Below are 14796 nucleotides of genomic sequence, written 5' to 3'. Positions count from 1 at the left end.
TTCTAACAATATTAGAGCACTATCCCCCTCCTTTTGAAAATAAGGACATAACTTCCGCAATCCAGAAACTGCGATCGCACTCTTCCTATTTTGAAAAAAAATAGAGCAGCAGTTTTATCAATTGAGTAACAAGCCGAAATTATACCCAATAAATTTCACATCAAACTCCAAGCCTTTACCTTACAACTACAGATAGAGCTTTCTTCAACCAAATTCTTGGATAACCTATACTCAAAGGTAAACAAATGAAACTATACATTCCGAGCGCCACGCTCAGTGTTTTGTTACTTTCTCCGAGTTTCGCGAGTGCCGAAGATATACCTGATTCATACGAATTGCGTAATTTTTCGATGCGCTCACAAAGCTCTGGGATAGCCCCACCGCAAGAAGAACTCGGCGTTTATGTTGTGAATTCGGGTCCTGGTCTGGATACCGGTTGTACCTATGCTTCTGGCGGACCTCTACTTATCTCTTTACCTGTTCCTATGGTCGTCAGCCCCAACGTTTTACAAAGTGACGGGAGAATTGCTCCGAGTAAACTGGGCGATATGCAGCAAAAAGGCGTTATCGGTTCTAACGCAAGGATCAGCATGCCGGTCTTCGACATAGACTCCAATGCCAACGTCAGTAATATTGCTCCAGAAATAGATATCGTATCTTTTAACGGAAAGTCTTTAGGTACGCTGCAAGGCGCTGATAACCGTTGGACGGATACTAACCTTCAAGTCGATATCAGTGATGTCAAGTTCGGCCAAAACAATGAGATTCGCGTCGATATTGATACTGGCAATACGGGAGACAACTGGTGTATGTCTGTCGATTGGGTCTCAATCGAGTTTGATGTTGCCATTCCTGTGATTCTTGCTCATGGCATTGCTGCACAATCAGACACTTGGGATGATGATACGGCTCCAGGCGTGCTTTCTACACTTGATGACTATGGCATTCGTTATACTCGTTTCTCTGCTGACAAAAATGGAACCACAGCGACTAACGCTAATATCTTGAACAACAAAATTCAGGGTTTTCTCGATGAGTTGAAATCCGACAAAGTTCACGTCATTGCACACAGTAAAGGCGGGCTAGATACCCAAAACCTCAAAGCACTTAGCCCTTCCTTTGAGATAACCTCCCTTTCTACTTTCTCCACACCTCACCTTGGTAGCGTCGCAGCAGATTTGTCGGTGATAAAAATGGACCACTACGCCGATATCTACAGTAACGTCAGTACCGATCCAAATAATTACGCTGGCAAGTACATGCAACTCCCAAATATTCCGTTTGCGGGTCCTAAAATGCCTGGTATCCGTGATCTAACAACGGATACAGCATCAAACGCGATCCAAATGCGTACTCGCGGCAATATTGCAAATACATTTTCTATTGGGGCAAATGCCGATCTCAACCAAGACGGTGTTATTGAGAAAGATCCTGATATCGTTGGCCTATTCCCATGGGGATCGCGTTGGGCAGGCGTTACCGCTTGGCAGGCGCTAAGAAGCTTTAGTTCTGCGGCCTACCTCGATACTCAAACTCAACCGGTCACAATGCCAAGTGTGCATGGACCACAAGCTCATCCAATCACCATAGTCAGTTACCAAGCCATTCAAACAGTACCGCAAGAAAATGATGTTGTTGTGACCTTGGCAAGCGCTAACCCAAGTTATACCAATGCATTGGGTAACGTATTGGCTAACCACTCAACAATGAAAACGGGACAAAACGTTGAACGTTTTCTACAACAAATTATTTCAATGCGCTAAGGAGTGGCCACAATGAAATTCATCAAGCAATTAGTGATGGTGTTCAGTCTTTTCTGTACCTTCATCACACCGGCTATCGCCAGTAATGCAATACCCGTTGGGATGAGTACAAACACGACACTATCTCAACCAGTGACTAGTAACGATAACGAAGTCACAATGCTATTTACCATCGACAAAGCGGAAGCCCTAAAAGCAGAAATCATCGTGCCGTTGGATGATGCAACCGTATATTTAGTCAAGCCTAACGGGCAAGTCGCAACATCATCCAATGATGTGCAAGCGAACATACTTTCAGGTGACACACAAAGTCCGCCGCTACCGGGCAGCTATTTATTTTTGCCTGAAGTAACTAACCCTGAACCTGGCGAATGGAAGATCGTCGTTGATTTTCCAAACCCAAGTTACAACACAGTAATTATTGCTCAGGTTGCGATCCAATCCCCTATTGCGTTTGGCATGGCGATAGCTGCAAACCAATTTGTGGTCGGTGAACCAGTTCCCGTTTCTGCATTACTGACAAACAAAGGGAATCCAATCACAGGTGCCCAAACCAGCGCAGTGATCATTGATGAAGCTGGAATAAAAACACGCCTGACGCTTAAAGATGAGGGTGTCAATTTCGATGCTATTGCTAAAGATGGTGTCTACAGCAATATTTTCGTTCCACCCGCTGAAGGGGATTATCTAATTGAAGGCATAACGTCTTTTGAAGAATATGGAACAACTATCACTCGCCAGACAAGTAAAAAAATCCACGTACTACCCTCTGACATTGAATTTGTCAGCCTCTCACTCGCTCCACTGTTTTCCTCTGAAGGCTGTGTTATTGCCTTAGAGCAGCGCTTGGAACTTGATGTTAAATCCGCGGGGGATTTTGCCATTCATGGTTACCTCACCGATGGAATTGACGAGCTGAACACAAGCAAACGTCTGCAACTCAAACCTGCGAAGCAAATCGTCACTCTACAGTACTCAACTGAAGATATTTTTGGCGCGTTTGATTCAGCGTCTACTTTGACCTCCAACCCGACGATCATCTACGCAATCACTCAAGATGACATACGAATTTCAGCCCCTCGAATTCAGTTTGAAGAATTTATTGATTTAGCATCTTTTGAGCGTTGCCGCGAACCGATTGAAGTCACGGGGAGTTTAGTCACCACACCGACTATGTCGCAAGATGGAACCTACATTGATTCGCTGAGTTTTGAGTTTCCTATCCATGTTACGCGCAGTGGAACTTACACAGGTTCGGTAAATATCGTTGGTGCAGCCGGAGAGTATTTAGAGCTAGTGAGTTTCCAAGAACCGCTTGAGGCTGGCGAAAACACCATCAAGTTTACCGTTCCTGGTGACACGTTTAAGCAAGCCGATGGTCCTTATGAACTGAACGCACTGCTAATCTACAGTGGCGTTGACTCCTATCGACAAGGAGTTCTCGGTCAAACTCCACCATACCAAACCTCTGATTTCAGTCCGCCAGTGAATGTGACCCTCCCCTCTAACCTATTCGGTTTGGAAAGAGAAAACTGGCAAGCAACCCCGGCAACACAAGTTACGCAACATCGTGTCGGTGGTTACTTGAGAGCGGGAGCTTCAATCCCATACGACTACGAAACACTAGCGAGTTTTGACTTAAGTGAGGTTCGAGGGAAAATCAAACAGGCTACGCTTATTGTTGACTTCGGAGATTCAACCCTTCAATTTCCATTCAACAATGTGACTGCGCATATCGTTAATCAAACTTGGTCTCCAAACACACTGGATTACGACACGTTCTGTGAGTCTTTTACAATATGTGCAGCATGGAGTAATCCACTCACTACATTCAACAACGTAGAAGCAGGTCAAACGCTTAGGTTTACCAACTCTAAACTATTAGAAGCATTAAATGAGAAGAGAGTGTCTGGGTTGAACAAACTAGATATTGCTCTTACCTCTTCTCCCTATGAAAGAAGTTTCTTCATTAACGTTAAGCAGGTGTCATTATTCATCGAGTACTGATCCTAAAACTGAAATAGAATAAGGCCATGCCCAAGGTATCGCTTTGGGCATGGCCTCTCAGAGTGAACGGTGATGAACTTTGCAAGCTTCATATATTTATTCTGTTAGAGCACCCTCAACAGCAGTGATAAAGCACACTAATCACTATAGACTCCATCAACCAACAAAATGAGATCGAAGTTTTATCCAAAAATGCCAGTAGTCCCAACAACCGGGTGACTCCACAGGTCTATCCATCCCATCACCAATTTTTTAGGTGACTTTAAAGATGCCCCTACACTAGTCTGATAGCTAAAGTTAGAATAGACCCGTTAAGTATCATCGATTTACAAAACAGAGCCAAAATATCTAAATAAAAACAGTGAGAAGCGATACAATAATCAAGTTGCAAAATTGCAGCGTGGGACACCTGCCCACTGACAGCCCATTCACAGAGAACCATAAAGTAGCCTCACATGTCTAAAGAACCCGGTTTCACTACAGAATACAAACTCGACAAGACGTTTTTCGCGGAGTGTTATGATCAAACTAGCCTTCCGACTCAATTTCCAAAAGCCTACTTAAAAGGAATACTGTTTCTTATTTTTGGTGTGGTTCTACTGGAATTTGAACTATTACCTAACGGCTATGTAGGCTGGTTCTTTATTGTTTTGAGTGTGATTGAAGCATTCAGTGTGTACTGCAAAAGAACCTGGTGGTTATGGCGACAAAAAATCAGCTCAGGCGCAGGCAGCAAAATTGTCTTTCAAGGTGACGCTAACGGAGTAAGTTACAAAAACCACAAAGCGACCAACACCATCGCGTGGAGTGACATCGACCAACTTGAGCAGACCGATCTTGGTTTTATCCTGCATATCGGTAAACAGCGCCAATATGTGAGTAAATCTTGTTTAAACGATGAAGCTATTGCCTTCATGATTGAACACCACGCCGCATCAAAAGCGAAATAACACCAATAAATGCCTGCTGATTTAGCAGGCATTTTTCTATCACTTTTAATTCTACGTATCGAATTACCGGGCAATAACAATGAATACCGTGTACCAAATCAGTGATTGCCACCTTTCCGATGAATCCAGCTATGAGAACCTGCGCAGAGCACTGGAATACGTCAACAAAGACACGGCATGCAAGACCATCTTTCTGACTGGTGATATTTGTTGTAACCCTAAGTCTGGCGACTACGTTCGATTAGAGGCATTCATTAGGCAACACATTAGCGACCAATCCATTTACGTGATTGCGGGTAATCATGATGACTCTCGCTTAATGCGCACAGAGCTAAAAGGCTCGACGATTTATGTCACCGACAAAGCCACCATCGGTGAACGAGAGTTTGTGTTCCTAGACTCAAGCTTCAAGCCGCTAGACAGCCGCCACCCACTTGGTTCAGGGCGTATTGATAACCGCGGCATGGCTCAGCTAAAACAACAATTGAGAAAGGCCAATGATCCTATCGTGGTTGTTCACCACCCTGTCATTCCAGTCGGTGCAGATTGGATGAAAGCGATCCGCCTAGAGAACGATACTGATGTGATGAAAGTGCTTCGAAAATATCGCGTTCGTGACGTGTTCTGCGGTCATGGCCATGATGAAATAACAGCGACACAGCAAGGCATAACTCAATATATGGCCCCGTCGACAGCCTATGGCTTTGACCACTCGATCAATGAATACAATCGCAGCGAGAAGATAGGATTAAGTCGAATCTCGTTCTGTACTGATTCCATCAACTACCAAGCTGTCTATTTTTGAACCCTATCTTACTGTCTTAAACCTCATAGATTAGCTTTCAAATAAACCAAACTATATAGAGCTATGCCAATAGAAGAGGCTTGCGGCGATTCAATTTATCAATCTGTGATTGAAGCCCACAACCCAACTTCCACAACGGGTCAACGTTCAGTAGAAGAAATTACCTGGTTAGCACTGATGACTGTAAAACAAATGCACGATTTAGTTCGGCGCAATCTCGAAAACGAAGAGCTCGAAAACTAAAAGTTTGAAAAAGAATTATCTAGAAAACAGAAAGCTTGAAAGCTGAATACGTAGGATTATCGCCCCACTCTCACAAGTGACCAGAGCCTTGCAAACGTTATTACCCTAAGGTTTGCTAGCAAGGTCTTTGTGATTGATAATAAAAGCAATATAGGCGCAAGTTAGCGCTTTTTTATGGTTCATCGCGGCTTTCCGGGGAAAGCCGCTTTTATCTTCAAGAAGAAGTAGTCGGTATCTCGATACCCATACCCCATTCGCTTGATTAGCTTTATCTTGTTGTTTATCCCTTCTAGGGTGCAGGTGTTTAGCGGATAACGCCCTATACGACGCAAAATCTCAAGGGCGCGATTGCATTGTGGAGCGTTAAGCCGAGTTGTAAAACAGTGTAAATATTCTTCCATCACAAAACATGTTGGCTAAGATTCAAGAGGTTAAACACACACAACCAGTAAGGTTAGCAAGGATGCGCTTTTTCGGTTTGTTTTAGCGATAGCATTATTGGCGTAACTCCCTTAAAGCGACTCTAGAACTTCCCGCCATTTACCCATTCTGCTTTTGGTGGCACGGGCTCTTGGTTTACCCATATCTCTTTAATTTGACCTCCCTCAACTCGGAATAGATCAAAACGCGCAACCTCGAGACCATTATCAATAACTCGGCTGTAAGCTGCTACGAAGTTACCTTGACCGACAATCTTGAACACTTGGTCATAGCCACCAATATAGCTATCTAAAGGGCTCACATCTGAGGCTTGATAAACGGCTAGCTCTTCGTGCTGGAGATACTTTGATAGCTTGTCTTTCTGCCCTAGTACCATGACATCACATAAAAAATCACGGATAAGGTTCTTATTCTCCTCTGTTTTATCTAAGTCAGTATGATTGATTGGCCCTTGCAGTCGACCTTCCCCTTCCGTCAGTTGAGCTTCGAAGGCAGAAATCACATCCCAATGTTCAATAATTTTATCGTCATTATCGGTATCGAATAGATCCGTAGTCACCCACTTATATTCGCCATTATTAATATCTTGGAATGCTTGAACAAACACGAATTGGCCATCGACGATTGAACGTATGATCTTTATGTCTCTAACAGGGCAGCGTTTTAAGAACGGTTCGAAGAACTCAACAAAACCATCAATACCGTTGCGAACCCCAGTGCTATGTTGAGTATAACGTTGACCGGTGTACTTCGTTACCGCCTCTAATGCATGACCATCTCGGATACCTTCCATATACAGATTAGTCGCATTCGCTAGCTTATTGCTCATAGATAGTTTCTCCAAACTTAATAGTGCCAAAGTACGTTATTTGGCTCGTACACTGAAACTCAAAACTAGATTGTCTCAGGTGTCCTTTTAACTGTCGGATTGTTAAATAATAGGCTCTTCGCGTCGCTATTCAAAACCAAGTTAAGCTCGATATACGTCTACAGCATATCGAGCCTTTACAACCTAATTGGTCACTGTGGTTACTGTTTGGCGTGATAAGCTTTAGATACTGCGTAGCTATCCTCAAACCAGTTCCAACTCTTCACTTTGCCATCTTCAACCTGAACTCGAACCGCCCAGCTGAATTTACCCGTGTCTACACCAGATTCATTCGCAATGGCACTCATGCTGCCCATGAATACTGCTTGGTCGCCGTTTACAAAACTATAGTCTGTTGACCAGCTTGTGACTTTCAAACCTGCGCCAAATAGAGGAAAGAAAGTGTTGAGCACTTTTTCTTTTGACTCCCAGTTACCGATCCAAGGGATGTCGGCGTCACCTTCGTTGTGCCAGACAAAATCATCGGCCATTAATGACTCGAGTTTTGCCATATCACCTGAGCCTGCCGCCCATAAGAATGCTTGAGCCGTTTCTAGTGTCTTTGCTGAATCGACTGCTTTTGTTTCATCTGCAAAGGCTGGAGTGAATTGAAAGAAAGCCAGAAGACTCGCTAGACCGATAAGTAGATTTTTCTTTAACATTTTCTTTCTCCTGATTGTCAATTTTGAAGCTCAATGCGTGGGAGATTAAAAGTGCCATCAGTGCATGCTTTGAACTTCAGTTCTGTTTGTTGCCTTGTTGAGATAACTATAGCTGTGCTAAATTTTTGGTAAACTCACTAATTGAACACATTGGATATGCGCAAATGCACAACATAAGATGGGATGACCTACAATATGTTCTAACAGTGGCGAATGAAGGATCCCTGTCGGCCGCGGCAAGAGCACTTGGTGTAAACCACAGCACCGTTTTACGTCGTATTGACACCTTTGAGTATCGTCACAAATTACGAATTTTCCACAAACTTCCTACCGGATACAAACTAACGGTTGAAGGACAAAAGCTTCTGGAGTCAGCTCTCGCTATCGAATCCACAGTAAGAGAATTGGAACACAAGGTTTTTGGACAGGAATTGAAGCTAGAAGGAACGCTAAGAATAACGACGACCGACGCCTTATCTCGTCTCATTCTGGGTACTCATTTGGCTGCTTTTCATCGGCTTTATCCAAAAATTCAGTTAGAACTCAGCCTCACATCTCGTCAATTGGATATTTCGCACCTAGATGCAGATATCGCGATTCGCCCGGCAAATGAGTTGCCAGCCCATTTGGTTGGGACCAAGTTAAGTAAAATTGCGTTTGGTGTTTACGGATCGCCAGAATATATAAATGGCCTTAAGAGTAAGCACCCCTTAAAGTCTGCTTCTTGGTTAATGATGCATAGAGGCAGTGCTTCGCTACAGGTTTCTGAACTGATTTCAGAAGACAAAATTGTCATGAAAGCCGACTCTTTTGAGCCCCTGATCATCGCCGCTGAAAATCAGATGGGGTTAGCCTACTTACCCTGCTTTTTAGGTAACAGTGAGGGAACTCTGCAAAGAGTAGATATGGAAGTGATGCACCAAAATACAGACCTATGGATGATGACTCATAAAGATTTAGAAGATTCAGCCAGAGTAAAAGCATTTTTTAATTTTATGAAAGGCGCAATCAAATCAGACCATAATCGGTTGGCCGGATTTGATTATTAGAGAACGAGTGCCGGCTCTTCACCATTAGGCTTACGAACAAAATGACACAAAGCCCACAGCACAAACAAAGTCACAGTCAGCTCCCAAGCGCGTAGGAAGGTACTTTCCAACCCCAAATTACTACTGGTCATGTACAACTGAATCGGCAGCATGGTCGCTAATAACGCATCGGCATGAACGTCTCTGGCTGAACCTTTCGCTTTGGCCATTGATGCGGTGATCATAAAGGCAAATAAACCCAACACTATGGTGTAGTAACCGAATGTAGACTGATGCCCTGCCATCAACAAGGTGAACACCGCGGCTACTGCACAGCCGCCTACTTGAGTTTGAAAACGGCGGTCAACCACGTCGATAAAGCTTTTGTGTGTGGTTTGGGTTGCAGCAGCAATCACTGGCACCATGCAGAACGTTGCAGAGATGATGTCGACAATCATCAAGAATGCCAAACCAAGACCAATCAACGTGAGTGAAATTGCTCTGTTCTCAAATGTGACAGGCTGTTCTTTAAATACAGGAGGCTTGCTTCCTTGCTCAACAGGGAACAGAGCCACCATGGTTTTTGCTACTACCATGGTAATCAACATGGATAACAAAATTTCATGAATACGCATCGGCATATCCATGGTGGTGTGCTGAGCAAACACGACAATCAAAATCCAGTTGAAAGTTGGCATCAACATTTGACCTTTCTTTGCCGGTGTAGTAGCTCGACGACGCATAAAATCGAAGAAGAACAGGCTAATGGTCCACACCACAAACGGATGCTGTGAAAATACCTCAGTCACCACCAGCGCTGTACTTGCAGCCAATAAAGTGGGTGACAAAGTACGGATCAGGCCAAGCCAAGAGTAATCTTTATTCTTGGTCATGATGATGGTTGGATACAACGCCAGATAAACGGGAGAGTCTAGGTTTAGTAGCTTTCCCAACACCATACAAATCGTCACAGTAAGTGCGACGCGCAGCGCTTCATTACGTTGAGACTGACCCTGTGCAGTGTTTTCGAATGTCCACATAGTCATCTCCTACTAATAGATGTAGCGAAATGTTGAAGCCAAGTGAATCCAAGCCGAGCCAATAACGTGCATTATTGGGTTACCGCTTTCAACAATCACACTCGCTCGTGAACCTGAGATCATCGAAGGATCCAGTTCGTTAACGGTAATGCGGGTACGTACTTTCTGTTGCTCACGGATCCAACGCGTATCATTAGTCACGCTAGACAGCTTGCCATTGGCATTATTGGTGTCGTAAATCGCACGCTCTTGGCTACTCACTTCACCCGTAAAGACTTTGCCCGGTAGCGCATCAAAAGAGACCAAAACTTCGCGGCCATTAGTAAGCTTATCAATGCCTTTCTCATTGAAGTCTGCACTGATCCACGCATGAGCTTCGTCCACCAGCAGCAATGATGAAGTGCCTTGAGTGATATAACTACCCGATTGCAATTGCAAGTTGGTCACGACGCCTTCCGTTTGCGCGACGACTTGAGTGTGGCCTAAATCCAGTTCCGCACTGGCAAGTTTTGCTTCTGCCAATTCAATGGCCGCTGTGCGGTCTTGGGTCGATAACTCAACCTCAATGCGTTTCACTTCCGCGTTCGCAGCTTCAACCGCACTACTCGCAACTTGTGTATTGGTGATTGCATCATCAAGATCTTGTTCCGTCGCGAGCCCTTTGTTACGCAGTTTTTGGTTACGTGCGAGTTTCTGTTTCGCGTTGTGATATTCGAATTCTCGTTGGCTTTGTGTTTGTTTCGCTGCTGCTAATTGCTGCCATTTCGCTGAGTCAGAATCACGCGCTTGATGCAGTTCGGCTTGCGCTTGTGCCACTTTCAATTGGTAGCTGCTGGCATCGATAGCAAATAATGGTTGACCTTTTTCAACCAACTCGCCATTACTAACCATGACGTCGGTAATTACGCCGGACACTTCTGGCGCAATGGTCGCGACGTTACGATACAAAGTCGCTTGAGTGGTAAAAGGGGAAACATTATCTGAGGTGACTAAAAAAGCGGAGAACAATGCTGCCGCTGAAAAAACAGTGTAAATCGCGTATCTATAAAAGTTTTCGTTCATGCTTGTACCTAGTTTTCATTCGTTATAAAGCGCCGCGCTCACGGCTTATTCGATTCTCTTTTCTACGAAAACTAGGTTATAACCATTCACAAATGGAAAACAGAGCCAATAAAAGAAGTGAGGATTCCACATTTGGAAAGGTTGATGATTTGTACCGATTTCGCTCAATGGTTGAACGAAAAGGTCAGATAAGGGTGTATTGAAACGTTCGCATTCAGTTCCTCCCCTTTCCTTCCCAGCGTTCAATAAGAGATTGAAGAAGTAAGACCACCCGACTTCATTCCATTGGATTGCTTAATTTTCGCTAGCTTCTTATGGTTAAAATGCCTATTGTACAAACCATAAAATTATAAAGACTCGCGGCCTTTGCCACAGAGACTCTCCATTTAAAGCGAAAAGACTTACTATGAATTTTGATATCAATGCACTGAAACACCACCAACTGGTCGAAGATGGTCAATTAGAAGGGTATTACATTCATCAGCCTGTGCAAGGCAGTCAACCAGATGACAAAGCCGTTTTAGAAGAGCGCCAAGCGCTGGAAAGCCAAGGATATAAGGTGGTTCAGGTTAAAGCGAAAGGCGGAACAACTACGTTTGCCGAGGCTATGCAAGAACTTGCGAAGAAGACAGGCCACCAGCCTAAATAGTAAGTGACTTGGTAAACCAATATGATCATCGAGAAAGCACCCTACCGACTATTGAGTCAGCTGGGTGCTTTTTTATTGACGGCCTTTAACTGACTAATCTTGTTAACTGACCTAAGTTACTGACTCAGCTGACTGAACTTCGGCAAGCTTTTCACAAACTTCTGGTGTACATCCATATAAGTTTGCATATAGATTTCATCGATATTGTCACCACTCGGGAAGCTGGATGAGAAATCTACGTGGTTGCGGTCAATCGACAATTTAGCCGCCTCGACAATATGAGCAATGAACATTCGAGGATCTTCCAAGCCAATAGAGATACGCATTGTCGTCGGTTTGATACCGGCTTCATTGAGCGCTTCATCACTGAGTTCTGAGTGCGTAGTCAGTGCTGGACACAGCGCCACTGTATTGGTTTGCCCTAAACTTACTTGCATGCCGATAGCGGGCTCAAGCATGTCGAAGAACTGTTTGAAGCCATCTCGATTGATTGGCGCACGGTCGCCATTGCCTTCCATATCGATAGTGAAAAGCGCCGCTGGTAGCCCCAAGTACATGTTGTTCTGGCAGTGTTCATAGTTATCACTATCTGGCAAAGCAGGACACGACACATTGATGTCTGGGTGAGCATCAAAGATCTTCGCGAGAGTCAGTGTATTAATCGTTTTTTGCACCACTCGCATCTCATACGTTTTCATACCATTGAGCACTTCAAACGCTTTGTCTGCGTCTAGGAATGCGCCCTTAATGTAGTACACATTCCAAAACAGCGTTTCGTTCCATGGAATGGTGACCTCATCGCCATTGGGTTTGGTGAAAATCACCTCATCTCCTTTTGGCACAAACATAGTCTCATTACGACCAATCACAACCCCAGCGGTTGTGGTGCCAGAACCCGCCAGTTCTTTGGTGTAGGAGTGAATCACATAATCTGGTCTTTCCATCACATCATCACGTTTTAGTACTGGATGCAGCAATGGCGTGCCTACTGTTGAGTCAACAATCACATCCCAACCACGAACGTGACCAGCTTTGCTGATACTAGCAACATCCAACACGTATCCATGCGGGTTACACGGTGACTCTAGGTAAACGTAGATTTTCTTACCCGCAGCGATGCGATCTGCGTATTTATCGGCAACCTCATCTAGGCGAGTCGCAAACTCATCACCTGAGTAACCATCCACCCACTCCACCGCGACATTTAGGTTAGACGGTTTCCCAAACCAATCTTCCAACAACTGGTAAGAACCGCCGTAGATATTACGTGAAGCTAAGACTATATCTTCATGCCCGAGCAAATGGCTCAACAACCCATCAATAGCCGCCATCCCCGAATTAAAGTTCCACGCAAGGTACTCGTTGGCTCTAGAGCCTGCCTCAATATCAACCATATGGTTAGCCAGTGAAATCGAGGTTGGGTTAAGCAGTCGAGAGTAAATATCGTGCAGCGGCTCTTTACCGTTAAACGCATCTTCAATCCATTCTGTACACGCAAACAAATAGGTCGCGGTGCGTGTAATGACAGGGCTGGCAGAGAAAATAGCAGCCACATTATCGAAGATAGGATACGCGCCTTTAGACGCAAAGTTGCCATTATTGGTGGCAATGGATTGGTAAGTGGCACGCATCGGGTTTTGCAGGTTATCGAGGATCTTAGCGATCTGGAATGACAGGAAACGTTTGGCGTTAAACCAGGCGATTCGGTCACTCTTGTCGAGTTCTGAAAGTCCATCAACGGTCAATGCCCAAAGGTCGTGAGTCTTGGTATTGGCTTTGTACAGCGTCGTCGCCAGTTCGATAAGCGTGACGCCGTAATCACTGTTTGGATCGATACCAAAGTGCTTTGCTTGCTCAATCGCAAGGGCTTCTGCTTGTTCGTGTTTGGTGGTTTTACGCAGCGGGCTAAGTTGAGTTGAAGTATTCATAATTCCTAAGTCATTCCATGCTTGTTGTTCCTCCTTTAATTTTAGTTTTGTGCTGATGTTAAAAATTGCTATTTGCGAAGTAAGACATACACTTTGAGCAATAATATTGCCAAACTAAACTCAATATTGATGGAATATGCCAATGGACGAGATCGACAAGAAAATACTGGCTGAACTGCAAAGCAACGCTCGGCTCACCAATCAAGAGTTGGCCGATCGAGTGGCGCTGTCGCCCTCTCCTTGCTTACGCCGAGTTCGAGCATTAGAGAAACAAGGGATAATTCGTGGTTACCACGCCAGTGTCGACCAAGAAGCGTGTGGCCTGCCAGTCAATGTGTTTGTGTTGGTGAAACTTGAAAAGCCGACAGAAGAGAACATGCGAGACTTTGAACAGCACATCGAAGTGATTGACGAGGTGTTAGAGTGCTTTCTAATGACGGGCAATCACGACTACCTATTGCATGTAGTCAGTGAATCACTCAAAAGCTACGAGCAGTTCATCCGTAAGCAATTAACTCGCCTACCCAATATCGCTTCTATAGAATCGAGCTTCGCCTTTGGTCAAGTAAAAACTAAGACCAAGTTGCCAGTGAGATAATTAGAAACGACTTAGTTGAACTGTGCAGAAGGCATTGGATAGTCATCTCCAATCATACAGACAAGTGCGCCACCAAAAGCTTTTTCGTAACGTATATTTCCTGTCGCATCTGAGCTTTCTATGCTCGAACTGCCGTCCACAATCTGATTAATTTCTTGTGCGACTTTTGTTGGTACCAACCAGATACAAGCTGCAACAGAGCAAGTGTCTGATCAATGTACTGATCACCACCTAACCATGTATTGGAAGTGATTGGGAATGGATCTAACTAAAGCCTTAAGTGGCCAATACAGAAACGCAAAGTGCAACATCAGTCCCCGGACAATTACAAAACCATAGAGACAGTGGCAAATTGTCCAGAAACACTTTCAGCTAAAAACAACTGTACGATTGAGGAACGCGTTTTTCTTCATCCCAGCCTAATAGCTCAATATTGATCAATGACTTGCGCTTCTCATTACACAGTGAAGCGATATTGATGATAGGCAGTTGGCTACGAAACTGCGCTGTAAGGATGACCTTTTTACTTTCGTTAAGGCTGCTTCGACATTGCGCCAAAACCGCTTCAGTATCTAGTTGGTGTGCGTTCTCGATAATTTGGATATCAGCATTCTCTTGATAGCAATCTATCAACCAAGATACAGCAGGCTCTTCTATGCTGGTGAGCACGATGACATCTTTTGTTGTGACCAATTCTTTGAGTTCAGATAGTTTGAGTTCAGTTTCCATAGTTAGGGCGTGTTGATCTTTCG

At 44.3% G+C, this 14796-nt stretch carries 13 protein-coding genes and 2 pseudogenes; 7 read left to right on the top strand and 8 right to left on the bottom strand.

Annotation, left to right across the window (positions count from 1 at the left end; genetic code table 11):
- Positions 1-245: 245 nt before the first annotated feature.
- The 4 genes from AB4375_RS18205 (at position 246) to AB4375_RS18190 (ending at position 5525) form a co-directional block, all read left to right on the top strand.
- The gene (locus tag AB4375_RS18205) at positions 246-1763 is read left to right on the top strand and encodes an esterase/lipase family protein (RefSeq protein WP_372052219.1); all 1518 of its coding nucleotides are present in this window, start codon (positions 246-248) and stop codon (positions 1761-1763) included.
- Positions 1764-1775: 12 nt separating this feature from the next.
- On the top strand, positions 1776-3770 hold the full coding sequence (locus AB4375_RS18200; RefSeq protein WP_372052218.1) for a choice-of-anchor X domain-containing protein: 1995 nt from the start codon (positions 1776-1778) through the stop codon (positions 3768-3770).
- 455 nt (positions 3771-4225) lie between these two features.
- Positions 4226-4720, top strand: a complete 495-nt coding sequence (locus tag AB4375_RS18195; RefSeq protein WP_017059097.1) for a YcxB family protein — start codon at positions 4226-4228, stop codon at positions 4718-4720.
- 79 nt (positions 4721-4799) lie between these two features.
- Positions 4800-5525, top strand: a complete 726-nt coding sequence (locus tag AB4375_RS18190; RefSeq protein ID WP_029235480.1) for a metallophosphoesterase — start codon at positions 4800-4802, stop codon at positions 5523-5525.
- A gap of 422 nt (positions 5526-5947) precedes the next feature.
- Here AB4375_RS18190 and AB4375_RS18185 read toward each other — a convergent pair.
- The 3 genes and pseudogenes from AB4375_RS18185 to AB4375_RS18175 all read right to left on the bottom strand — a co-directional run.
- A pseudogene (locus AB4375_RS18185) lies at positions 5948-6085 on the bottom strand (transposase); the annotation flags it as partial.
- Positions 6086-6291: 206 nt separating this feature from the next.
- Positions 6292-7038 (bottom strand): nuclear transport factor 2 family protein, encoded by a 747-nt coding sequence (locus AB4375_RS18180; protein ID WP_372052217.1) that lies wholly within the window; start codon positions 7036-7038, stop codon positions 6292-6294.
- A gap of 200 nt (positions 7039-7238) precedes the next feature.
- On the bottom strand, positions 7239-7739 hold the full coding sequence (locus tag AB4375_RS18175) for a nuclear transport factor 2 family protein (RefSeq protein ID WP_017068568.1): 501 nt from the start codon (positions 7737-7739) through the stop codon (positions 7239-7241).
- A 164-nt stretch (positions 7740-7903) separates the two neighbouring features.
- Here AB4375_RS18175 and AB4375_RS18170 point away from each other — a divergent pair, with 164 nt between their 5' ends.
- Entirely contained in the window at positions 7904-8788 is an 885-nt protein-coding gene (locus AB4375_RS18170; protein ID WP_017068567.1) for a LysR family transcriptional regulator, read from the top strand.
- Here AB4375_RS18170 and AB4375_RS18165 read toward each other — a convergent pair.
- Together AB4375_RS18165 and AB4375_RS18160 are read right to left on the bottom strand one after the other, a co-directional pair.
- Positions 8785-9807 (bottom strand): DUF2955 domain-containing protein, encoded by a 1023-nt coding sequence (locus AB4375_RS18165; RefSeq protein ID WP_372052214.1) that lies wholly within the window; start codon positions 9805-9807, stop codon positions 8785-8787. The genes AB4375_RS18170 and AB4375_RS18165 overlap by 4 nt on opposite strands.
- Positions 9808-9819: 12 nt before the next feature.
- Positions 9820-10869, bottom strand: a complete 1050-nt coding sequence (locus tag AB4375_RS18160; RefSeq protein WP_372052213.1) for an HlyD family secretion protein — start codon at positions 10867-10869, stop codon at positions 9820-9822.
- Positions 10870-11275: 406 nt separating this feature from the next.
- On the opposite strand from AB4375_RS18160, the gene AB4375_RS18155 reads away from it, so the two are divergent.
- Positions 11276-11518 carry a hypothetical protein gene (locus tag AB4375_RS18155; protein WP_017059085.1) on the top strand — a complete coding sequence of 81 codons (243 nt, stop codon included), beginning with the start codon at positions 11276-11278 and terminating at the stop codon, positions 11516-11518.
- 116 nt (positions 11519-11634) lie between these two features.
- Here the strand turns inward: AB4375_RS18155 and AB4375_RS18150 are convergent, their stop codons facing one another.
- Complete coding sequence (locus tag AB4375_RS18150; protein ID WP_372052211.1) at positions 11635-13446, bottom strand: PLP-dependent transferase; 1812 nt, start codon at positions 13444-13446, stop codon at positions 11635-11637.
- Between the two features lie 142 nt (positions 13447-13588).
- On the opposite strand from AB4375_RS18150, the gene AB4375_RS18145 reads away from it, so the two are divergent.
- The gene (locus tag AB4375_RS18145) at positions 13589-14044 is read left to right on the top strand and encodes an Lrp/AsnC family transcriptional regulator (protein ID WP_012604166.1); all 456 of its coding nucleotides are present in this window, start codon (positions 13589-13591) and stop codon (positions 14042-14044) included.
- Positions 14045-14055: 11 nt separating this feature from the next.
- Here AB4375_RS18145 and AB4375_RS18140 read toward each other — a convergent pair.
- Together AB4375_RS18140 and AB4375_RS18135 are read right to left on the bottom strand one after the other, a co-directional pair.
- A pseudogene (locus AB4375_RS18140) lies at positions 14056-14256 on the bottom strand (type II secretion system protein); the annotation flags it as partial.
- 160 nt (positions 14257-14416) lie between these two features.
- On the bottom strand, positions 14417-14773 hold the full coding sequence (locus AB4375_RS18135) for a hypothetical protein (protein WP_372052228.1): 357 nt from the start codon (positions 14771-14773) through the stop codon (positions 14417-14419).
- Between the last annotated feature and the right edge of the window lie 23 nt (positions 14774-14796).

This window comes from Vibrio sp. 10N.261.51.C6, from assembly GCF_041471785.1.
Lineage (GTDB): Bacteria > Pseudomonadota > Gammaproteobacteria > Enterobacterales > Vibrionaceae > Vibrio > Vibrio crassostreae_C.
This window is presented reverse-complemented; position numbering and strand designations above follow the sequence as displayed.

What these genes read in the sequence shown, in the direction of transcription:
- AB4375_RS18200 (WP_372052218.1), top strand. Translation starts at nt 1,776, where the DNA reads ATGAAATTCATCAAGCAATTAGTGATGGTGTTCAGTCTTTTCTGTACC.
- AB4375_RS18195 (WP_017059097.1), top strand. Translation starts at nt 4,226, where the DNA reads ATGTCTAAAGAACCCGGTTTCACTACAGAATACAAACTCGACAAGACG.
- AB4375_RS18190 (WP_029235480.1), top strand. Translation starts at nt 4,800, where the DNA reads ATGAATACCGTGTACCAAATCAGTGATTGCCACCTTTCCGATGAATCC.
- AB4375_RS18145 (WP_012604166.1), top strand. Translation starts at nt 13,589, where the DNA reads ATGGACGAGATCGACAAGAAAATACTGGCTGAACTGCAAAGCAACGCT.
- AB4375_RS18180 (WP_372052217.1), bottom strand. Translation starts at nt 7,038, where the DNA reads ATGAGCAATAAGCTAGCGAATGCGACTAATCTGTATATGGAAGGTATC.
- AB4375_RS18170 (WP_017068567.1), top strand. Translation starts at nt 7,904, where the DNA reads ATGCACAACATAAGATGGGATGACCTACAATATGTTCTAACAGTGGCG.
- AB4375_RS18175 (WP_017068568.1), bottom strand. Translation starts at nt 7,739, where the DNA reads ATGTTAAAGAAAAATCTACTTATCGGTCTAGCGAGTCTTCTGGCTTTC.
- AB4375_RS18135 (WP_372052228.1), bottom strand. Translation starts at nt 14,773, where the DNA reads ATGGAAACTGAACTCAAACTATCTGAACTCAAAGAATTGGTCACAACA.
- AB4375_RS18155 (WP_017059085.1), top strand. Translation starts at nt 11,276, where the DNA reads ATGAATTTTGATATCAATGCACTGAAACACCACCAACTGGTCGAAGAT.
- AB4375_RS18150 (WP_372052211.1), bottom strand. Translation starts at nt 13,446, where the DNA reads ATGAATACTTCAACTCAACTTAGCCCGCTGCGTAAAACCACCAAACAC.
- AB4375_RS18205 (WP_372052219.1), top strand. Translation starts at nt 246, where the DNA reads ATGAAACTATACATTCCGAGCGCCACGCTCAGTGTTTTGTTACTTTCT.
- AB4375_RS18165 (WP_372052214.1), bottom strand. Translation starts at nt 9,807, where the DNA reads ATGTGGACATTCGAAAACACTGCACAGGGTCAGTCTCAACGTAATGAA.
- AB4375_RS18160 (WP_372052213.1), bottom strand. Translation starts at nt 10,869, where the DNA reads ATGAACGAAAACTTTTATAGATACGCGATTTACACTGTTTTTTCAGCG.